This window comes from Methylophilus sp. E2MeOHC9 (assembly GCF_058744375.1).
In genome coordinates, this window is record NZ_CP196024.1 from 568,685 (window position 1) to 585,227 (window position 16,543).

Genomic DNA, 16,543 nt, shown 5'->3' on the forward strand with positions numbered 1-16,543 from the left:
AACTAATAAATATTTATAAACTACAAGAAGACAGACCTGTCTTCCTTCGTTTGGATATTGATCGTCATTTACGGTTTTGAATCAGGGTTGATTGGGCTGCCATATGCGTGCTGTTAATTAAAACAAAGATTTTCAAGGGGAATTAAGATGAACGAAGATAAACATGCCGGTAATGTAATTTTGCTCAGGACAGCTTGCATTACATTACTTATCGGTTTGATACTTGCATGGTGCCTGGTGATGACGCGGGGCATGAAGATTCCTTACATGCTCAATATATTTACCAGCACTCAAAACCTTCTCTCCGGGCATTTAGATTACTTGATGATGACCATGTTATTACTAGGTTTTTACGCGTCAAAAATCAGATTGCCCAAGTTTGTCATTTGGCCCATGGCATTAGGTTCAGTAGGCAATCCGACAGCTTTTTTGATTTTGGCCATTGATCCAAAAATTCATTCATTACCTTATATTCTGTTCCTGTATACCACGTTATCGTTAACCACATTTGGTTTTGGGATGGCTGCCATTAAAGTGCTCAGATACTCCCTCAAATAAAGGGGCTAGCAAACGAAACAATAAAATTTGGATTCAAAATTACGATGGGCATTGATCTTAAAAACTCGCATACACAATATGGTTTGATCGCCAGGATGCTGCATTGGTCTAGTGTTGCGATGCTCTTAACCATCATCGTGCTGGCTAGTCAGTTTGCAGATCAATCTCCCGGCCCTGACAGGCGGGAGTTGATATCCCTGCACTCCTCAATCGGCATCATGTTACTCATACTGATGATAGCCAGATTGACATGGCGAAACCTGAATCCAAATCCTATTCACTCTTACAGCATCAAAAGCTGGCAAAAACTGCTGGCGATTTCTCTTCACAGATCCATCTACCTCATCATCATTACGCAATGTGCCCTAGGTGTATTGATGTTGCTGACTGGCGGCGAAACAATTCATTTTTTCGGCGTATTTGAATTACCGCCATTGCTTGAAAAAGCTTCTCCCATTCACGAAAAAATATTAGGTTTTCACTATTTAATCTCGGTCATGATTTACCCTTTATTCGCTATCCACATCACTGCGGCCATTTATCATCAGATTTTTGGCTTAGTAGAAGACCATGAATGAATAGCAAGAAGCCTTTGCATATCAGAGGAACGGTCTTCAAGTCGCCAGGTGATTTCAAACTGTTGCGTTCTATAATTTATTTAGCTTCCGAGATCTTCTTCAAGTTATCCAGGCCGCCTCTGTAAACGCCAGAAATTGTCTTCAAAGCATCTTCATCTGAAGCACCAGCGGATTTAAATTTTCCGCGCCATGTGACTTTAGACTTGTCTGCTGAAATCGCTTTCACGGAGATAGTGGAGCGGTAGTCACTCACCGGCAAAACACCCTCCAATATGATGTATGTGTATCTCTTCCTGGCTGCACTGTAAAATTCCAGCTTCTCCTTGATAGTGCCGCCGTCCTGCAATGTCAACACACGCACTACGTCCTTTTCGTTGTTTTTGCCTTCGACAATTTCAGTTGATTTTACAGCCGGATGCCATGCACCTAAATCTCCATAATTACTCACCTTGCCCCAAACATCTCCTGCCGTTGCATTAATCTCGATCGACTCCTCAGCTTTCAAATGCTTAGCTGCCCATACATTGTTGGACAAAAACCCTGCAAGTAACAGCCCGGCCAAAAATAACTTGTTCATTTTTTTCTCCTTTTAATCATGTAGAAAGTCAAAAGGCCCCGATTTCTCGAAGCCTTTTCAGCAAGATCAATATGCAGATTAATCGTATGCGGCAAGGATACAGCGCCCCGATATATATAGATGAATGAAATGTCTATATTGGTCCTAGTGGCGTGTAGTCCTTGATATCTACTATGCAGCATGGGCAACCATTTCGAATCAGGATTATCACTGCACAAATACGGGAAATTTTCCCGACTGTGTTTGCATCCAAGTAACTGAATTTACCCCCGCATGAAAGACAATGAATTTCTTAATCAAAGTTTTGATTTGTCATTTAAAAGTTACCAAGTTGCCCCTCAAGCTGATAAATCCAAAATGCGAACATCTGTATTTGGACGAGATAAGGTATTTCCTACGGATGAATAAGAGGACTTCTTATTTACTTATAGGTTGATCTGCCTTCAAATGTAAACGCATTCTAATAATTTGAATTCAGACGATTAATCACCAATTTTAGGAAGGAAGTAAAATGAGAAAATTCTTATTCTTATTAGTTTTATCTGCAATTGCTCGCAAAGTTGTTGCTGCAATTAAGACTAATCAATCAGATGTTGACGCCCATAGACAATCTGAGTCTTTAAATCCAACAGCACACTAGCATAGATAAATGACTGTTAGAGTCATCATAACGGTCTACTATTCCACCCGGGGATTACCCGTAGCTTGCCCCTGATTGCTTGGCTATGGCTCAAGACATGTGACTATGGGCAGGGTTGCGGGCTACGTGTACACTTGAAAACTACTATAGCGCGTGTTCAGTAGGGTAAACGCTGCAATCATCAAATGACTCATCACCCAAAGCCCAACCAATTTTATCTTTTAATCTTTAGCTTCTAATTTAAAGCCAAGACTCTTTCAAAGGCATTTTAGTTACTGAAAATACCCTGCCATCACCTTAGGGGAGCTAAAAATTTCAGCGTTTTTCTGCATCGAGATATGATTCGGCCCTATACACCAATACCAGTAAGAAGGGATTTGATAATTTTTAGGCGGAGCTTTACCAATAAGTTAAGCTTTTGCTACGCAGGATATAAAAGATGCTGTTGCAAAAACAAAAACACTAGCCTTAAGGCCGAAGCTATTCATATCGTTTTAACCAAAATTTAATTGCCTGAGTTTAAACAAAAAAGACCCAAGGCGCTAACCTTGAGTCTCTCTATAAATGGTGGCCCTTCTGTGCGTCAAACACAGCACTTAATAGCTTAGCGTCTTAGTCTCAAGTTGTTCAAACCAGTTCGACTTCAACCAGATTATCGCTGAAAGTATTGGAATGCCCCATGTCGCCATATTCAGCGGAGCTGATACAGTTAACGGTACCATTATTGAGTTGGCGCCAATACCCTAGAGTAGCTACAACTATCCCAGGATTTACATCTGTAGTGACCCGTGCCAGACCTTCAAAAGCGCCCCTATCATTGAATACTCTCACTACCAGCCCATCCTGAACATCTCGGGCTAATGCATCAACGGGGTTGATCATCAAGTATTGCTCTCCTTGCACACGGATCTTGGATTCCATATTAGCGTAGGAAGAATTGATGAAGCCATGGCTCTTAGGGGAAATGATGTTCAAAGGAAACCTGGCAGCCAACGCAGAATTTGTATCGGCAGATTCACGACTGGGGACGTATGCCGGTAATGGATCCAGATCTTCTCCAGGTTGAAAACCCTCGTACATCTGCCTGAAAGGTCCTGCTACGAAATTCTTCGCACCTTCTATCATGAACATGCATTTACCAGTAGGGGTAGGGAAATTGCCTTCACGATGAGGTGCCCGGTCGTCTTTGGTGCCTACATTTAACCTTGCAAACCCGTGCTCACGCATGTAGTTGAGATCAATTCCTTTGCAAGCGGGCGAATTCCAATCTACATAATTCTCTAAACACTCACCGTCACTCCATTTGAAATTGTCTTCTTCAAATCCCAAACGCTTAGCCAACCGGCGGAATATTTCATTATTAGGTAATGCCTCTCCTGGAGGCTCGATACATTTCGTGTTGTAGGTGAGGTACAAATGGCCCCAGGATAAAATCATGTCTTCCTGTTCTGCACCCATGGCCGCCGGCAAGACAAGATCTGCATAGGAGGCCGTATCTGAAATGAAATGATCCGCTACGATGGTAAACAAGTCCTCTCGCTTCAGACCCTCGATCACCTTGTCGGTTTCAGGTGATTGTGTGACAGGATTGGTATTCCACACCATGATAGATTTAATGGGGGTTTCTAATGGCGTTTCGCCAAGCAGGGCTCGGCCTAGTTGCAAGATGTTAACGACTGGCGTGCCTTCAGGAATAAGGTCAGGCCTGCAAATCACGTCAAATCTGTACGGGTGCTCCCAAACCGGGAATTGCAGCGCCCCTCCGCCAACATGACGCCAGGCGCCTATCAGTGCAGGCAAAGAAGTCACTGCGCGTATCGCCTGACTTCCACCATAACTTCGTTCTAATGCCACGCCTATACGGATGGCTGCGGGAGGCGTAGATGCATACTCACGGGCAAACAGCCGAATCTCATCTGCGGGTATACCTGTTATTTCAGCAGCCCATTCCGGCGTACAGGTTTTTGCTCTTTCTGATAACTCCGCATATCCCACCGTATATCTTTCGACATAATCATGATCGACTAAATCTTCTTCAATGATCACGTTCATCATAGCCATTGCCAAAGCGCCATCGGTACCCGGCTTGGGTGCAATATGCCAATCCGCTTCTTTCGCAGTTTTAGAAGCGAAAGAATCCACAACCACTATCTTTGCGCCTCTTTTTTGCGCCTCCTTGATGATATGCCAATGATGAAGATTGGTTGAAACAGAGTTACATGCCCAGATAATAATGAAGTTTGCATGTATGAAACTTTCAGGGTCTACGCCAGCTGTAGGCCCCACTGTGAGTAACCAGGCGGTACAAGAGCCTTCACCACAAAAGGTCCTTTCGCATACAGTAGCGCCTAATCTGTTGAAGAAGGCGTCACCGCCGTTGAGGCCATGTACAAGCCCCTGATTACCTAAATAACTCACTGGAAGTATCGAGCGTGGGCCATAGTCTTCAATAAGCGCTTGCCATCGATCAACAATTGTATCGAGTGCTTCATCCCAGGTGATTTGCTGAAATTGATTGCTTCCTTTTGGACCCACCCTTTTCATTGGGTACAGAAGACGGTTTGGGTGATAATGCCGCTTTTCGTAATCCTTTAACTTTACGCATAAACCGCCACGGGTCATCGGATGATTTGGATTACCGGAAACCGACAGCAACTCACCATTTTTGACATGGAACTGCATTGAACAAGTATCGGGACAATCATGAGGGCAACCACCATGAAAGGTTTCAATCACATCTGCAACATCATTCATCTTCCACTCCTTAATAACGTAATCAATTGATAACGACTAAAACAAGTAGACTAAAAACAATACGCCAAGCAATCTCTTAAAATAGACTAATGTCCATTTAGCGTTTAATGTCGGGTTTAATTTATGAATAGTAACACCCAAAAACAAAAAAGACCCAAGGCGTTAACCTTGAGTCTCTTTATAAATGGTGGCCCCTCTGTGAGTCGAACACAGCACCAACGGATTATGAGTCCGCTTACTTTTTCAAAGATAATCTTTATAAATCATAATCTTATGTTACTTTCTGGTTCGCAATGAACTGCTTCAAACTGATTCAAACTTCCTTTATCTAAGCCAAACTCACTTAAAAGTGAGAACCAGAAAAAACGTTCCTATACTGAAATCTCTGTTTTCCAAAAGACTTCAAAGGGGGCACACCACCCCCTATTTTTTAGGGATTTTTATATATGGTTACGCCGCTGAAAACGAGTCAAGTGCCTGGGGTTTCGGGGCCCCAGGCACGCAGCGAGTTTTCGGCGGCGCCTCTTGGTATATTAGGCGAAATGTCAGGCGATTTAAGAAAAATCGTAAACTCTGACACTGGTGAAGTGATTTATGTTGAATCTCTGAATCACGAAATATCTAGAGTTCGTCATGATGATGAACAGCTGAGAGTTAAGCGTTTTGATCTCTTGAATCAGATATCCAGATTACTTGGTAATGAGTTCCGTGTATCTAGTTGCCATCGTTTTGCAAATGGCTTGATACAGATATTTTACTCAGGCCAATATCAGAGAGCCCATTTCACTGGGCTTAATACTTGTGGCTCTGTCTGGGTTTGTCCTGTTTGTTCTGCAAAGATTACTTCCAAAAGAGCATCTTTTTTAAAGGATGCTATTGATATTCATCATTCAAACGATGGTTCTATTTTGATGATGACGCTTACTGCACCGCACTCTCTAGATGATGCTCTTTCAGATTGTTTAAGTCGCTGGAAGAAGGCTTTAACGCATTTACATTCGTCCTACGCTTACAAGTCATATTCTGAGCATTCCTGCTTGCTAGGTCATGTAAGAAGTCTAGAAATCACTTTTAGCGAGCAATCAGGCTGGCATGTGCATGCTCACTACCTGCTTTTCTATTCAGATAGTCATCCAAGCTTAGAAAACTTTTTCAAACTGATGTTACCGATTTGGCAAAAGTCTGCTTTAGCTGGAGGACTTCGCTTACCCAATTGGCGTGGTTTAGATATTCGAATCGCGGATGATTTATCTGGTGATTATGTTTCTAAGTGGGGCATTCATAACGAGTTGGTAAAAGCTAATTTCAAAAATGCTCGAGCTGAGACCTCTTACTCTCCATTTGAAATGATCTCAGATTTCACTGTTAAACCTTTCCTTAAAAATCGTTTTGTTGAGTATGCAAAGGCAACTACTGCTTCAAAACATGGCATTAAAAAAGGTATGAATCACCTTAGTTTTTCTCGTTCGTTGAATCAGCATTTGTCATCAATTGGATATTTCTGCAAGGAAAAAACTGATCAAGAGCTTGTTGAAGAATCGACTGCTAATGCAGTTCACATGCTTGATGTATCAAAAGATGACTTCTCTATTTTGTCTTCTCAAAACCTCTTAGCAGCTTTTTTGGCAGCCGCTAAGAAAGGTACAGAAAATGCCAATCAATTTTTATTCAATTTACGGAGTTTCCCATCATGAGAAATAAGCAAATTCTAACTGTTCTAGGTATGACTTCATCCAAAGGCAATTCTCCAACTACTGGTCCATATGATTCTACAAAGGTCAATATTTTAGTCGAAGCCCGAGAGGTTAACTCCACTGGTACTGGCCGTGGACAAGGTTTTGCAGCTGCCAGCTTTCGTTTTGGGACAAGCCAGAACTTTGAAGACATCTTACTAAAAGAGCGTGCTGTATTTCCTTGCAAGGCAGAGATTGAGTTTGAAGAAGTTGCATCTGGTAACGATACCGTTGTTAAAACTGTAGTTGGCTTCAAGTTTCTTGGTGAGTTATTGCTCCAGGAGAAATTACAGCAAAAGGCGGCATAAATGTATTGCGCTAGAACAAACGAGTTTGGGCAGGTAGTTATTGATAACCCTCAACCACAGAGCATAAATGCTTGCCCACTTGTTTTGTTCTCGCCATCTGACTACCCAAAAGCAGAAGACTTTAATTCAGCGACGTTTGCTGAGTTGTTTTCTTTCGCATTCTTACTAGTTCTGGGTAGCTATTTGATTGCTCTTAAAGTCGGGACAATCAGAAAAGTTATGAGCTAGTTTTTTCTTATTTTGAAAGGTTATTAAATGAAACATTTTACAAAAAAGTACAGCTTTTCTGCAATCGTTGCATCTTTGTTGTTATCTGCTCAAGTTCAAGCAGCGACTACAGTTGCTGAATTAATTGAAGACATCAGCTTTGTAGATGTCATCACTGCAATTTTCAGTATTGGTGCTCTTGTGATTATGGTCGATTTGGCACAAATCGCTTATCAGCGTGTTCGTCGCCATATCAAAGGTGCAGCTTACTAATTCATCAGCCGGAGAGAAATCTCCGGCCTTCTAATTATGGTTTTCTCACTCGACCCCCAATTTTATTATTTAGCGGCTCTTTTTCTTGGAATGGTATGCGGTTTTGTTACCGTTTTAGGCATTAAAAAATGAAATCTTTTAGATTGATATGTATTGTTTCGGCGTTAATTATTCCATTGAACAGCTATGCGATTTCTAATGCGGCCTATAACGGAAAAATTAATAACGCTATTGGATCAATCATTGAATCAAAAGCGAAGAAAGCTGGATTTGCAGCTAACGATCCTAGGATTACAGAGACTGTTAGTACTGTCTCTAACCAGTTAACTGGTCTTGGCACTAGCATGGTTTCATCTGGAGCGGCGGCGGCATTGTTTGGTTTGTCATGGCCTGCTGTTTTGGCTGCTGTAGGAATTGCTGGGGCCACCTATGTGATTTCAGAAGGTCTTCAAATTGGTGTCACTAGTGCTATTAATTGGGTTTATGGGGACGGTGAAAATAAACAAAAAATTACTGTAAGTGGTACTGGTCTCGGTACCTACGATATCAAGTTATTACCTGTTATGCCTAAAACGTATGAAGAGGTAGCGAATAAATATTCGCCTGATAATGAGTTTTGGTTTCAAGATTCAGGAAAGGCTAGGCAGTTCAGATTCATACAAGTACCTTGCCAAATCTCGAATATATTTTGTAATGGTACTAACCCAAGTACTCAACAAATCGACTACACATTTACTGCAAATACAGGCGGTCCATATCCTGGGGCCAATGGTTATTGGAATAACGTTTTTAGACGAATTATTTCCACTGGTCCTGTTGTCCCTGGTGGTCCTAATGTTAATACAGTTCAGATCCTATACGAGTTTAAACCACCTACATCAGTAACGCTCCAACCTCCGTTATCGACCAACGACTATAAAACCATCCCACAAGCTATTACGGCTATTCCGCAAACGATGGCACCGGAGGCGCTTAGCGATGAAATGCTTGCAGATTTGGTAAATAGAGCATGGACTCAATCATTATCCTCATCTATAGCCGCTGGCCCTGCTACTCCTGATGGGACATCTACTGGGTTTATTCCTCCATTGAAGGTAACCCCATCGGACATTGCACAATGGAGACTGTACAACCCGACTCTCGTGCCTACAGTCCAGGACTTTGCAACACCAGTAGCCCCTTTAGGCGAGAATCAAATTTTTATTCCTCGTACTCAGTCTGGTGAAGATGCTTCGCCTAATCCTGGTACACCAACTCAATCTACTACTACTGATCTTAAGATTGATTTCGGTAGTTTTACGCCTCCCGCTTTGGAAACTGCTCCAACTACTGAGCAAATTTTAGATCCTTTGTTTAATTTTTTCCCGCAGTGGGCGCACTTCCAAATTCCACAGCATTCTTCAAGCTGCCCAACGGCAATGATTAGTGTTCAGTTATACGGCCATCAATTATTTGATGGGGATTTAATGGGTCGGATGTGTGAAATGTTCGAAACTTATAAGCCCACTATTCGAGCACTGGAGATTTTAGGTTGGTCTTTTGCTGCTGCAATTATCGTTTTTAAAGCTTAACAAGGGGTAAATATATGGGAGCCATTTTTACTGCGTTTGCTGCGTTCTTGATTAGGGGTGTAGTTGTTAAGTTGGTTTTATTCTTAGGGTTGATGTATGTCACCACTTCTTTTGCTGCGTATTTGGTTACTAAACTGAGTGTAGTCAACCCAGAACAGATTAATTCAAGCTTTGCCAGCATAACTCCTGCAATGTGGTATTTCTTTGAGTTTGCGGCGCTGGATTACGGTCTGCCACTAATTATTTCGGCATTGATACTTCGCTTTTCAATTCGCCGCATCCCATTGATAGGGTAATTATGTCTGTACTGGGATATTTTGGCATTAATGGTAGTGGTAAGACTTATGAGGTCGTGTCGGCTGTTATTTTATCTGCTATCGAAAATGGCCGCCGGGTAATTACCAACATTGACGGTGTGGACTCAGATCTCATCCGTGAATTCGTTTTTAAGAGGTACAACCTAGATGATTATGACAGGCTTGGAACTGTTCTTAAAGTACATAAAAAAGACATTCTTACAGCTGATTTTTTTCCGTTTTATGACTTAGAACATAACATCATAGCAACAGGTATAGTCCAGCCCGGTGATATCGTTGTAGTTGATGAGGCGTTTAATGTATGGGGTACCGATAACAATATTCATAAAAATCACCTCTCATTCTTTCGTGAGCATCGTCACTTTACTAACCCAGTTACTTCAGTTTCTTGCGATTTAGTAGTAATCAGCCAAGATATAGGCGATGTTCATAAGCTGTTAAAGGCGGTTCTTCAAGAGTCATACATGTGCCATAAAGCGAAAGCAGTTGGCATGTCTGATACTTATACAGTAACTGTTTTTTCAGGTTCAAAAATCAACCGTCGCACAAAATTAAATGATTTCACGCGCAAATATAATGCAGACATATTCCCTTTATATAAAAGTTACTCTGCTGGATCTGGGCAGGAGTCCCAAGTCGATAAAAAAGGAAATTTAGCTGCCGATAAACGTATTTATTACAAGCTCGGTATAGCCCTATGTGTTCTATTATTGTGTGTTTGGAACCTATATAAGAAATTTCATCCGGATTTCAACAAAGGTAAAGATCAAGATTTATCCTCCTTGTCCTCTCAATCTATAAGCGGCCTTCCTGGGCAAGTCAACTCATCTAACCAAAATTTCGCGACCTCACTCCGTATTTCGGGCACCTTAAGAATTGACGGTTTTGATTTTGTCATTCTGACTGGCTCTGATGGACATAGCGAAATACAACCTAGATCTAATTTTTCCGGCTCTGGCATGAATATTAATGGCAATGTTAATGGCCGTAACATAACCAGATTCAGTGCTCCTAAACCTGTATCAAATGATAAAAAGGGTGTTTTATGAAGGCGGCTATCTGTTTTATTTTTATACTTTTATGCTCGCTATCAAATGCTGCTGAAAAGCCTTATTCACCTAGAGACCTCAAAATTGAACTGGACCAGGTAGAAATCAGCGAAGTTGTTCGCTTTGTATATATTGAAGCATTCAAACAAAAGCCATACTTTTTAGCTCCTGAACTTTTAGATGATAAAAGGCTAATCAGCTTTCGTTTTTCGAGTGACTATTCTCAATTCAATCCTTTTTTCAGAGAATTTTTAACGCAACTTGGTTATGAAATTAGGTCACAAAACAATGTTGATTTCATTTCCAAATTAAAAGAAAAGTCCACAGAACTTACGCAAAAGAAGGAGGAATTGGCTCCTGTTTTAGATCCTAATGTTGAAGTATTTTTATATACTCCGAAATATAGACAATCTAACTTTTTGATTAATACACTAAGACCTTTATTCAAAGGTCAATTTACACAGCAAGGTGGAATTACTCCAGCTTCCTCAGGTGCGTTTTCTGCTGTTGATCCATCGTCTCAGCAATCTGGATCAGCTCTTTCAAATGTACGCTTAAATAATGGTGTACTGGTATTTTTTGGGGACAAAAGAGAAGTTGTTGCATTAACTAAACTCTTAGAAAGGATCGACACTAAAACGCCTGAAGTTATGGTGTCCGCTGTTGTGTATGAAGTTGGTACCGATAAGCAAAATCAATCTGCAATTTCAATTATGGCCAACCTTCTGAAAAATACGCTTTCACTCTCTATAGGTACGGCATTCACCGCAGATAATTTTTTCAAGGTAACTACTACAGGCGGTCTCTCTTCTATTATTCAATTGCTAGGCACAGATTCACGATTTTCAGTACTATCAAACCCTTCTTTACGCGCAGTAAGCGGTAAGAATGCGACTATAAATATTGGTGAAGATGTACCTGTAATCGGATCTGTAATCGTTAATCAAAATCAGCCTCCAGTTCAATCAGTGGAATATCGTTCTTCTGGTTTGATTTTTGATTTATTACCAACCGTATATGACGAAATAACAAGTGTCCATGTCGTTCAAGAGTTGTCTAGCTTCACTAATACTAAAACTGGTGTTAATAATACCCCTACTCTAATCAAGAGAAGGGTTGAAACTGATATTCAATCAAGTGATGGCGAATTGATTGTTTTGGGGGGATTAAAGGCCAATAGAGACTCTAAAGGGAGATCTTCATTGCCTTTGCCTGGATCATCAGTAACTCTGGGTAACTCTTCCTCAAATACGACTAGTGAGATCTTGTTACTTTTGGAATTGAAACGTATTTGATAAAAATTTAAGGTTCAGCTTGAAATGATTAATACTGAAGTAGGGGCAAATGAGGTATTACAGTACTGTATTGACTACGACACCCAACAAACTGCATTAAAAGCTGCAAAAATGGACTTTAATGAAGCATTGGCAAAGATAGCGAACACACCAAAGTCTGCCGTTGTTAATAGGCATAAGGAAGTTGACATGGAGAAAGAAAGACCCTATAGTGAAGTTATTGGGGCGACTAAAAAGCCGCCCCAGCCTGACTAAATCAGGCGCTGATTAATATGCAAATCAGCAACGCCGCTGTCACTAAAGCGATTGCTAGAAACATGATAACTCCTTTCGTAATGCGCCGGTCTAGGGCTTAGGTTAGGGAAAATGAAAGCCCTGAGTGTTCCACCACTTGGGGCTTTCGCCTTTCTGGATTGGATATTACAAATCATTATCCAAGTCCAGTTCGATAGTTTTGTTAATCAGTTTATATCTGTTGGGTACGCTTCCAATGCCTTTAAGTACTATCCTTATAGTGCCTTCACTACAAAGTTCATTGAGAATAAGCGCAATCCTTGCTCTAGGTTGTTGACCATTTACTGGAACACCTATTTTCTCAAGTACCTCATGTACATGAGCGACAGTAAATTGCTGATCTGCAAATTGTTTTACTACTTCTTCAATTTCCTGCTTAAAGGTCTTTTTGGCAGGCGTTGAAGCTGCCAAGCTTTTGACATTTATAATTTGATGCCTTGGAATGGTTGGTTTTTCTTTGCCAAATACCTCTTCTGGAGTTTTAACCTGTCCAGAAAGACCCATCATTTCTTCCATTACCTTTAAAGCCTCTTCCTGCTTCTGAATAAGCTTTTTATTTTCTTCTATCTTAAGTCGCAGCTCTAGAAGTGCGTTGTATGCATTATCCATAGGTCACCCCCTTTTTAGGAATGAAGTGAGTATATTCTTAAAGAATGAAGTATGCAACATCAAGATAAGATAATAATTTAAGTGTTGCACTTATCAAATGATGATGATTTAGCATGAAGCTAGATGAAGTAAATAAAAAGCCGCAATTAAGCGGCTTAAGTCTGTCCATTCAAGTATATTATTACCTAAAAAAATGGTACTTCAATCAACTCAGATGGACTGACTCTAACGTTAAGACCGTATTTTTCATTTACATCATTCACTAATTTTACAAACCATTCAGGGGCTTTGGGAGAAACAAATACTTCTTCAATGAGAACGTCCAGATCGCATGGAATCATTTTTCCAATATCCTGATGATAAAAATCAATTATTAATGCTCTGACCTCCCTTTCATGTTCAAACGATTTACGTTTTCTCCAAAATGCTTCATCGACACCTGCATAATTTTTGTTTAGATCGATGTACTTTATACGGCCAATATCTATTTCCGGATCTCTACCTAGAGACTGATATAAACTACTATACGAAGTTCTTACTGCAACTGCATGTTCCAAAAAGCTTGAGTACAGTCTCCACATAGCCTCTGATTCGTGTGCACTCTCATGCCAACAATTTACGAAGGTTCTTTTTTTATTGGCCTCACCAGTTAATTCCATATCTCCAAGCAGCTTTTTTGCTGCCTCTTCAACTTCAGCATCAGACAGTTCGCATTTTCTTCCCTCAGGAGGATTTAATATCGAAGTTCTAAAAAACTGAAGATAGTGTGTATCCCAAGTTAGTTTATTCTTTTTAAAGCCTTTTGCACCCTCAAACAAATCTTCAAAACAATCTGTGCGCGTAAAATACAGAGCTTTGGATGAAAGCAAACTTACATATTTTGTGAAATCCATATAACGCCACAATTTTCCAGATTGATCGGGTAGCTCATACGGTCGTGGACGAAAATAATGTCTTCTGGCTGTTTCCTTTAGGCTGTCTGTACAATTGCCGCAAATATATAAGGGATTGTCACTTTCTCCATAACCAAGGTGTGAAGTATCCCCTTCTTTGAATTCGTATTTGCATAGCACGCAATTGTCATAGTTTTCAAACGCTAAACGTTTCAACTCAATTGTTAAGCGTCCCGTCATTTTTTGCATTTTCTCTCACACCCGTGCATAAGATCAGTCTTGTATTTTCAATTCCGTTATTGATTGCTTATATTCTATTTTTAGTATATTTTTAACAAAAAATAACAATTAAAATTATGGAGGATATTGTGCTAAATGAACTATATCAATTAATCGAAAAAGAAATAAGCCAGCAATTTAAGGTTTCACTAGAAGAAGCTGCTACATATAGAGCTTTAATAGGGTTAGCTCTATTGGTCTTACTAGTCTATTTAGCTCCAATTCCCGGATTGATATGTTTATTTGTAGTAGTAATTTCTCAACTTAGTAATCCTCTGCGTGACCTTGAAGATATGAAAGACGCAGTTGAAGATATTCGAGATGAGCTTAAAAACCGAGACCAATTATAAGTCATTGATTTAATTACGTTTAACGCGTGAAACACTCTTTACAACAATTCCTTTCCTGTTCGCTTTCCAAAGTTAATTCGTTCGTGTTTATTTTCGTCAGTAACCTCTTCCATCAATTCTTCTAAATTAAACTCTGTGCCAGCAGATGGTGTGCATTCAGACAATACCAAATCAGGATGACTATCAGTACTAAGATCGCATTTATCTATCATTTCTTGCAACGTTGATACAGTTAGTAGCTCCATATTTTGCGGAACTATCCTGGCGATTGCTGCTAGTTGCTCAGAAGTAGGTAGTCCATCATCAGGTGGGTATGCGAATCTATTCGTTACACTAAGTTGACTCTTTAAAATTTTTTTCCTTTTTTTCTTCAATTTAGTCATTTCGTAATAAGAATTTTTAGACATAAATTCACCTTTTTCTTAAGACTTTCTGAATTATTCTTACTTCATTTTCTGAAAAATTATTTTATAAATTAATTCAAAATTAATAATAATATTTCATTAAATTTTCTGAAAACTTTACACCCTTGTTTCACGCGTGAAACTCAATTAAATCAACAACTTATATTAATGTCAAATAAATGTTGACAGTCATTTTTGCCTAGTTTAAGATGTGTTTAATGCTTCTAAAGCAGAGCTGTTTTTCTCTTGAAAATAGCATTTCAAAATTAGCCTTGAATGGCGAAAACATGACCCGCGTGAGTTCATGTTTTTAAGAATTTGAAGAGTGGTACCTGCATGAGCTATTTAGTTTATGCTTGTTTCTTCCTAATGTTCGCTTCAATGCGGCAGTCCAATATTTAGTTATTGGCCTGTATTGCCCTTCATGGGAGGGCTGTTCTTCCCCGGAGAACGGCCTTAGAACTAAATCCAATCAAATAACTTGCTGGTCGCTACTGCGTATTTTTTCGCATGCGTTTTCTTTGCCATGTCCGGGGCTTGGCTTTTTGGAAAATGCATTATGAAACAATACGGATTAATTCCAGCTTCTATCTTGCGCTGGAAAGAAGTACGCTTGTTAACCTCTCCACATAAGCTTCTATTTGTGGTGCTATTTGCAAACACGAATAATGCTGGCGTTCATCAAGTAGATGTGGATTTCCTAGCGATTGAAACTGGTCTTGAATCAGGAACAATCTACCCTTCAATTGAGTATTTATCTGCCCAGGGATTGTTGGTATTTGATGCTCAGACAGATGAAGTGTTTTGTACTAAATTCTGGTCTCATAACAACTTCAAATCTTTATCGAAACATTTTCATAAAGACTATGAAGAGATTCAATCAAGCACCGTAAAACGCTCTATTAGCAGCAAAATCAAGCACTTACTTCCTAAAGAAAAGGAAATAAAAGAAAATAAAACCCCAGTGGCCCCCGAGAAACCTTTTACTGAAGTTGATGCCTCTGATAATTCTGGACTTATTTCTGGGGATGGCGGGGTATTTTCAGATGATCAACTTCGACATGAAGCTTCAAGCTATATTCGTCGTAATTGTTTTCCTTTTTGGTCTGATTTTAGCAAGCTTACTTGTAATCTACCTGGATCTGATTGCCTCAAATGGGCATTTTGCTTAGTCTCAATTTATGATGATCCAAACGTAAAAAATACGCTGGCCGTCTTTAATACTCGTTTGAAAAATAACAATCCTGAAGATGGTGGTGCTTATCTAAATTACATCAACAAAGAAAAGAATTTTGCTGAGATACAGAAGCAGCATAAATTAGCTGACCAAGCACTACTTGCCAGCATATCCCCTGCTGCTAAAGCAATCGCCAGCCAGAAGAGCGCTAAAGCTGCTCTAAATGCGTCAAAGCGGGGGGCACTATGATCAGATTACCTCGCCCTTACGGAAAGATGCTTCCAGTAGCCTTAGCCTTGCCTCTGCATAGTGAAAAAGTAGAGCTTGTATACGACCTCCTTTGTGATTCACTTACGGTAGATTCAGATACAGATTCATTGAGCTTTTTTGCACGGTCTATTGGTTCTCAATTGCTTATGTTTATTCCTAAGCAATTCACAGATGAAGAAATCGTTAGAGCATGCATCACCATCATCTGGATGCATCAATTCAAGTTTGCTAACAGAGGTACTGAACGTCATAAAAGATTGTTTTCACAGTACTGCATACGCTACAAGTCATTCATTCTCATAAGCTGGTATCAGCAAAAGGTTGATCAACTTCATTCGAAAGAGAGTTTCTGATGTCCCCTCTCAGTAAAAATGAAATGATTCAATTAACTGGCCGTACTAAGTTCA

18 protein-coding genes are annotated in these 16,543 nt (G+C 40.0%); 13 read left to right on the forward strand and 5 right to left on the reverse strand.

Going from position 1 to position 16,543, the window contains the following annotated elements:
* Nucleotides 1–147: 147 nt before the first annotated feature.
* A complete protein-coding gene (locus ACSSVF_RS02745) occupies nt 148–558 on the forward strand; it encodes a hypothetical protein (RefSeq protein WP_492405312.1) in 411 nt (136 codons plus the stop codon).
* A 44-nt stretch (nt 559–602) separates the two neighbouring features.
* A complete protein-coding gene (locus ACSSVF_RS02750) occupies nt 603–1,136 on the forward strand; it encodes a cytochrome b (protein WP_492405314.1) in 534 nt (177 codons plus the stop codon).
* A 76-nt stretch (nt 1,137–1,212) separates the two neighbouring features.
* Here the strand turns inward: ACSSVF_RS02750 and ACSSVF_RS02755 are convergent, their stop codons facing one another.
* Nucleotides 1,213–1,713, reverse strand: coding sequence for an SRPBCC family protein (locus ACSSVF_RS02755; RefSeq protein ID WP_492405316.1), 501 nt, complete (start codon nt 1,711–1,713; stop codon nt 1,213–1,215).
* A gap of 511 nt (nt 1,714–2,224) precedes the next feature.
* On the opposite strand from ACSSVF_RS02755, the gene ACSSVF_RS02760 reads away from it, so the two are divergent.
* A complete protein-coding gene (locus tag ACSSVF_RS02760; protein WP_492405317.1) occupies nt 2,225–2,353 on the forward strand; it encodes a hypothetical protein in 129 nt (42 codons plus the stop codon).
* A 627-nt stretch (nt 2,354–2,980) separates the two neighbouring features.
* On the opposite strand, the gene ACSSVF_RS02765 is transcribed toward ACSSVF_RS02760, so the two are convergent.
* The gene (locus tag ACSSVF_RS02765; protein ID WP_492405319.1) at nt 2,981–5,107 is read right to left on the reverse strand and encodes a molybdopterin-containing oxidoreductase family protein; all 2,127 of its coding nucleotides are present in this window, start codon (nt 5,105–5,107) and stop codon (nt 2,981–2,983) included.
* 446 nt (nt 5,108–5,553) lie between these two features.
* Here ACSSVF_RS02765 and ACSSVF_RS02770 point away from each other — a divergent pair, with 446 nt between their 5' ends.
* The 8 genes from ACSSVF_RS02770 to ACSSVF_RS02805 all read left to right on the forward strand — a co-directional run bounded on the left by ACSSVF_RS02770 (nt 5,554) and on the right by ACSSVF_RS02805 (nt 12,115).
* A complete protein-coding gene (locus ACSSVF_RS02770) occupies nt 5,554–6,801 on the forward strand; it encodes a protein rep (protein WP_492405321.1) in 1,248 nt (415 codons plus the stop codon).
* Nucleotides 6,798–7,148, forward strand: a complete 351-nt coding sequence (locus ACSSVF_RS02775) for a hypothetical protein (protein ID WP_492405323.1) — start codon at nt 6,798–6,800, stop codon at nt 7,146–7,148. The genes ACSSVF_RS02770 and ACSSVF_RS02775 overlap by 4 nt, the downstream gene beginning before the upstream one ends.
* A 255-nt stretch (nt 7,149–7,403) precedes the next feature.
* Entirely contained in the window at nt 7,404–7,628 is a 225-nt protein-coding gene (locus tag ACSSVF_RS02780) for a hypothetical protein (RefSeq protein ID WP_492405325.1), read from the forward strand.
* Between the two features lie 128 nt (nt 7,629–7,756).
* Complete coding sequence (locus ACSSVF_RS02785; protein ID WP_492405326.1) at nt 7,757–9,199, forward strand: hypothetical protein; 1,443 nt, start codon at nt 7,757–7,759, stop codon at nt 9,197–9,199.
* 14 nt (nt 9,200–9,213) lie between these two features.
* The gene (locus ACSSVF_RS02790) at nt 9,214–9,495 is read left to right on the forward strand and encodes a DUF2523 family protein (protein WP_492405328.1); all 282 of its coding nucleotides are present in this window, start codon (nt 9,214–9,216) and stop codon (nt 9,493–9,495) included.
* 2 nt (nt 9,496–9,497) lie between these two features.
* Nucleotides 9,498–10,565, forward strand: a complete 1,068-nt coding sequence (locus ACSSVF_RS02795; RefSeq protein WP_492405330.1) for a zonular occludens toxin domain-containing protein — start codon at nt 9,498–9,500, stop codon at nt 10,563–10,565.
* Nucleotides 10,562–11,860, forward strand: a complete 1,299-nt coding sequence (locus ACSSVF_RS02800; protein WP_492405332.1) for a type II secretion system protein GspD — start codon at nt 10,562–10,564, stop codon at nt 11,858–11,860. Before ACSSVF_RS02795 ends, ACSSVF_RS02800 begins: the two co-directional genes overlap by 4 nt.
* A gap of 24 nt (nt 11,861–11,884) precedes the next feature.
* Entirely contained in the window at nt 11,885–12,115 is a 231-nt protein-coding gene (locus ACSSVF_RS02805; protein WP_492405333.1) for a hypothetical protein, read from the forward strand.
* 165 nt (nt 12,116–12,280) lie between these two features.
* Here ACSSVF_RS02805 and ACSSVF_RS02810 read toward each other — a convergent pair whose 3' ends face one another.
* Nucleotides 12,281–12,763: a hypothetical protein gene (locus tag ACSSVF_RS02810; protein WP_492405334.1), complete on the reverse strand. Its 483-nt coding sequence runs from the start codon at nt 12,761–12,763 to the stop codon at nt 12,281–12,283.
* A 185-nt stretch (nt 12,764–12,948) separates the two neighbouring features.
* On the reverse strand, nt 12,949–13,905 hold the full coding sequence (locus ACSSVF_RS02815; protein WP_492405336.1) for a hypothetical protein: 957 nt from the start codon (nt 13,903–13,905) through the stop codon (nt 12,949–12,951).
* A 119-nt stretch (nt 13,906–14,024) separates the two neighbouring features.
* On the opposite strand from ACSSVF_RS02815, the gene ACSSVF_RS02820 reads away from it, so the two are divergent.
* Entirely contained in the window at nt 14,025–14,285 is a 261-nt protein-coding gene (locus tag ACSSVF_RS02820) for a hypothetical protein (RefSeq protein ID WP_492405337.1), read from the forward strand.
* Between the two features lie 38 nt (nt 14,286–14,323).
* Here the strand turns inward: ACSSVF_RS02820 and ACSSVF_RS02825 are convergent, their stop codons facing one another.
* Entirely contained in the window at nt 14,324–14,692 is a 369-nt protein-coding gene (locus ACSSVF_RS02825) for an AbrB/MazE/SpoVT family DNA-binding domain-containing protein (protein WP_492405339.1), read from the reverse strand.
* A gap of 556 nt (nt 14,693–15,248) precedes the next feature.
* Here ACSSVF_RS02825 and ACSSVF_RS02830 point away from each other — a divergent pair.
* The gene (locus ACSSVF_RS02830; protein ID WP_492405340.1) at nt 15,249–16,115 is read left to right on the forward strand and encodes a hypothetical protein; all 867 of its coding nucleotides are present in this window, start codon (nt 15,249–15,251) and stop codon (nt 16,113–16,115) included.
* The last annotated feature ends 428 nt before the right edge of the window (nt 16,116–16,543 follow it).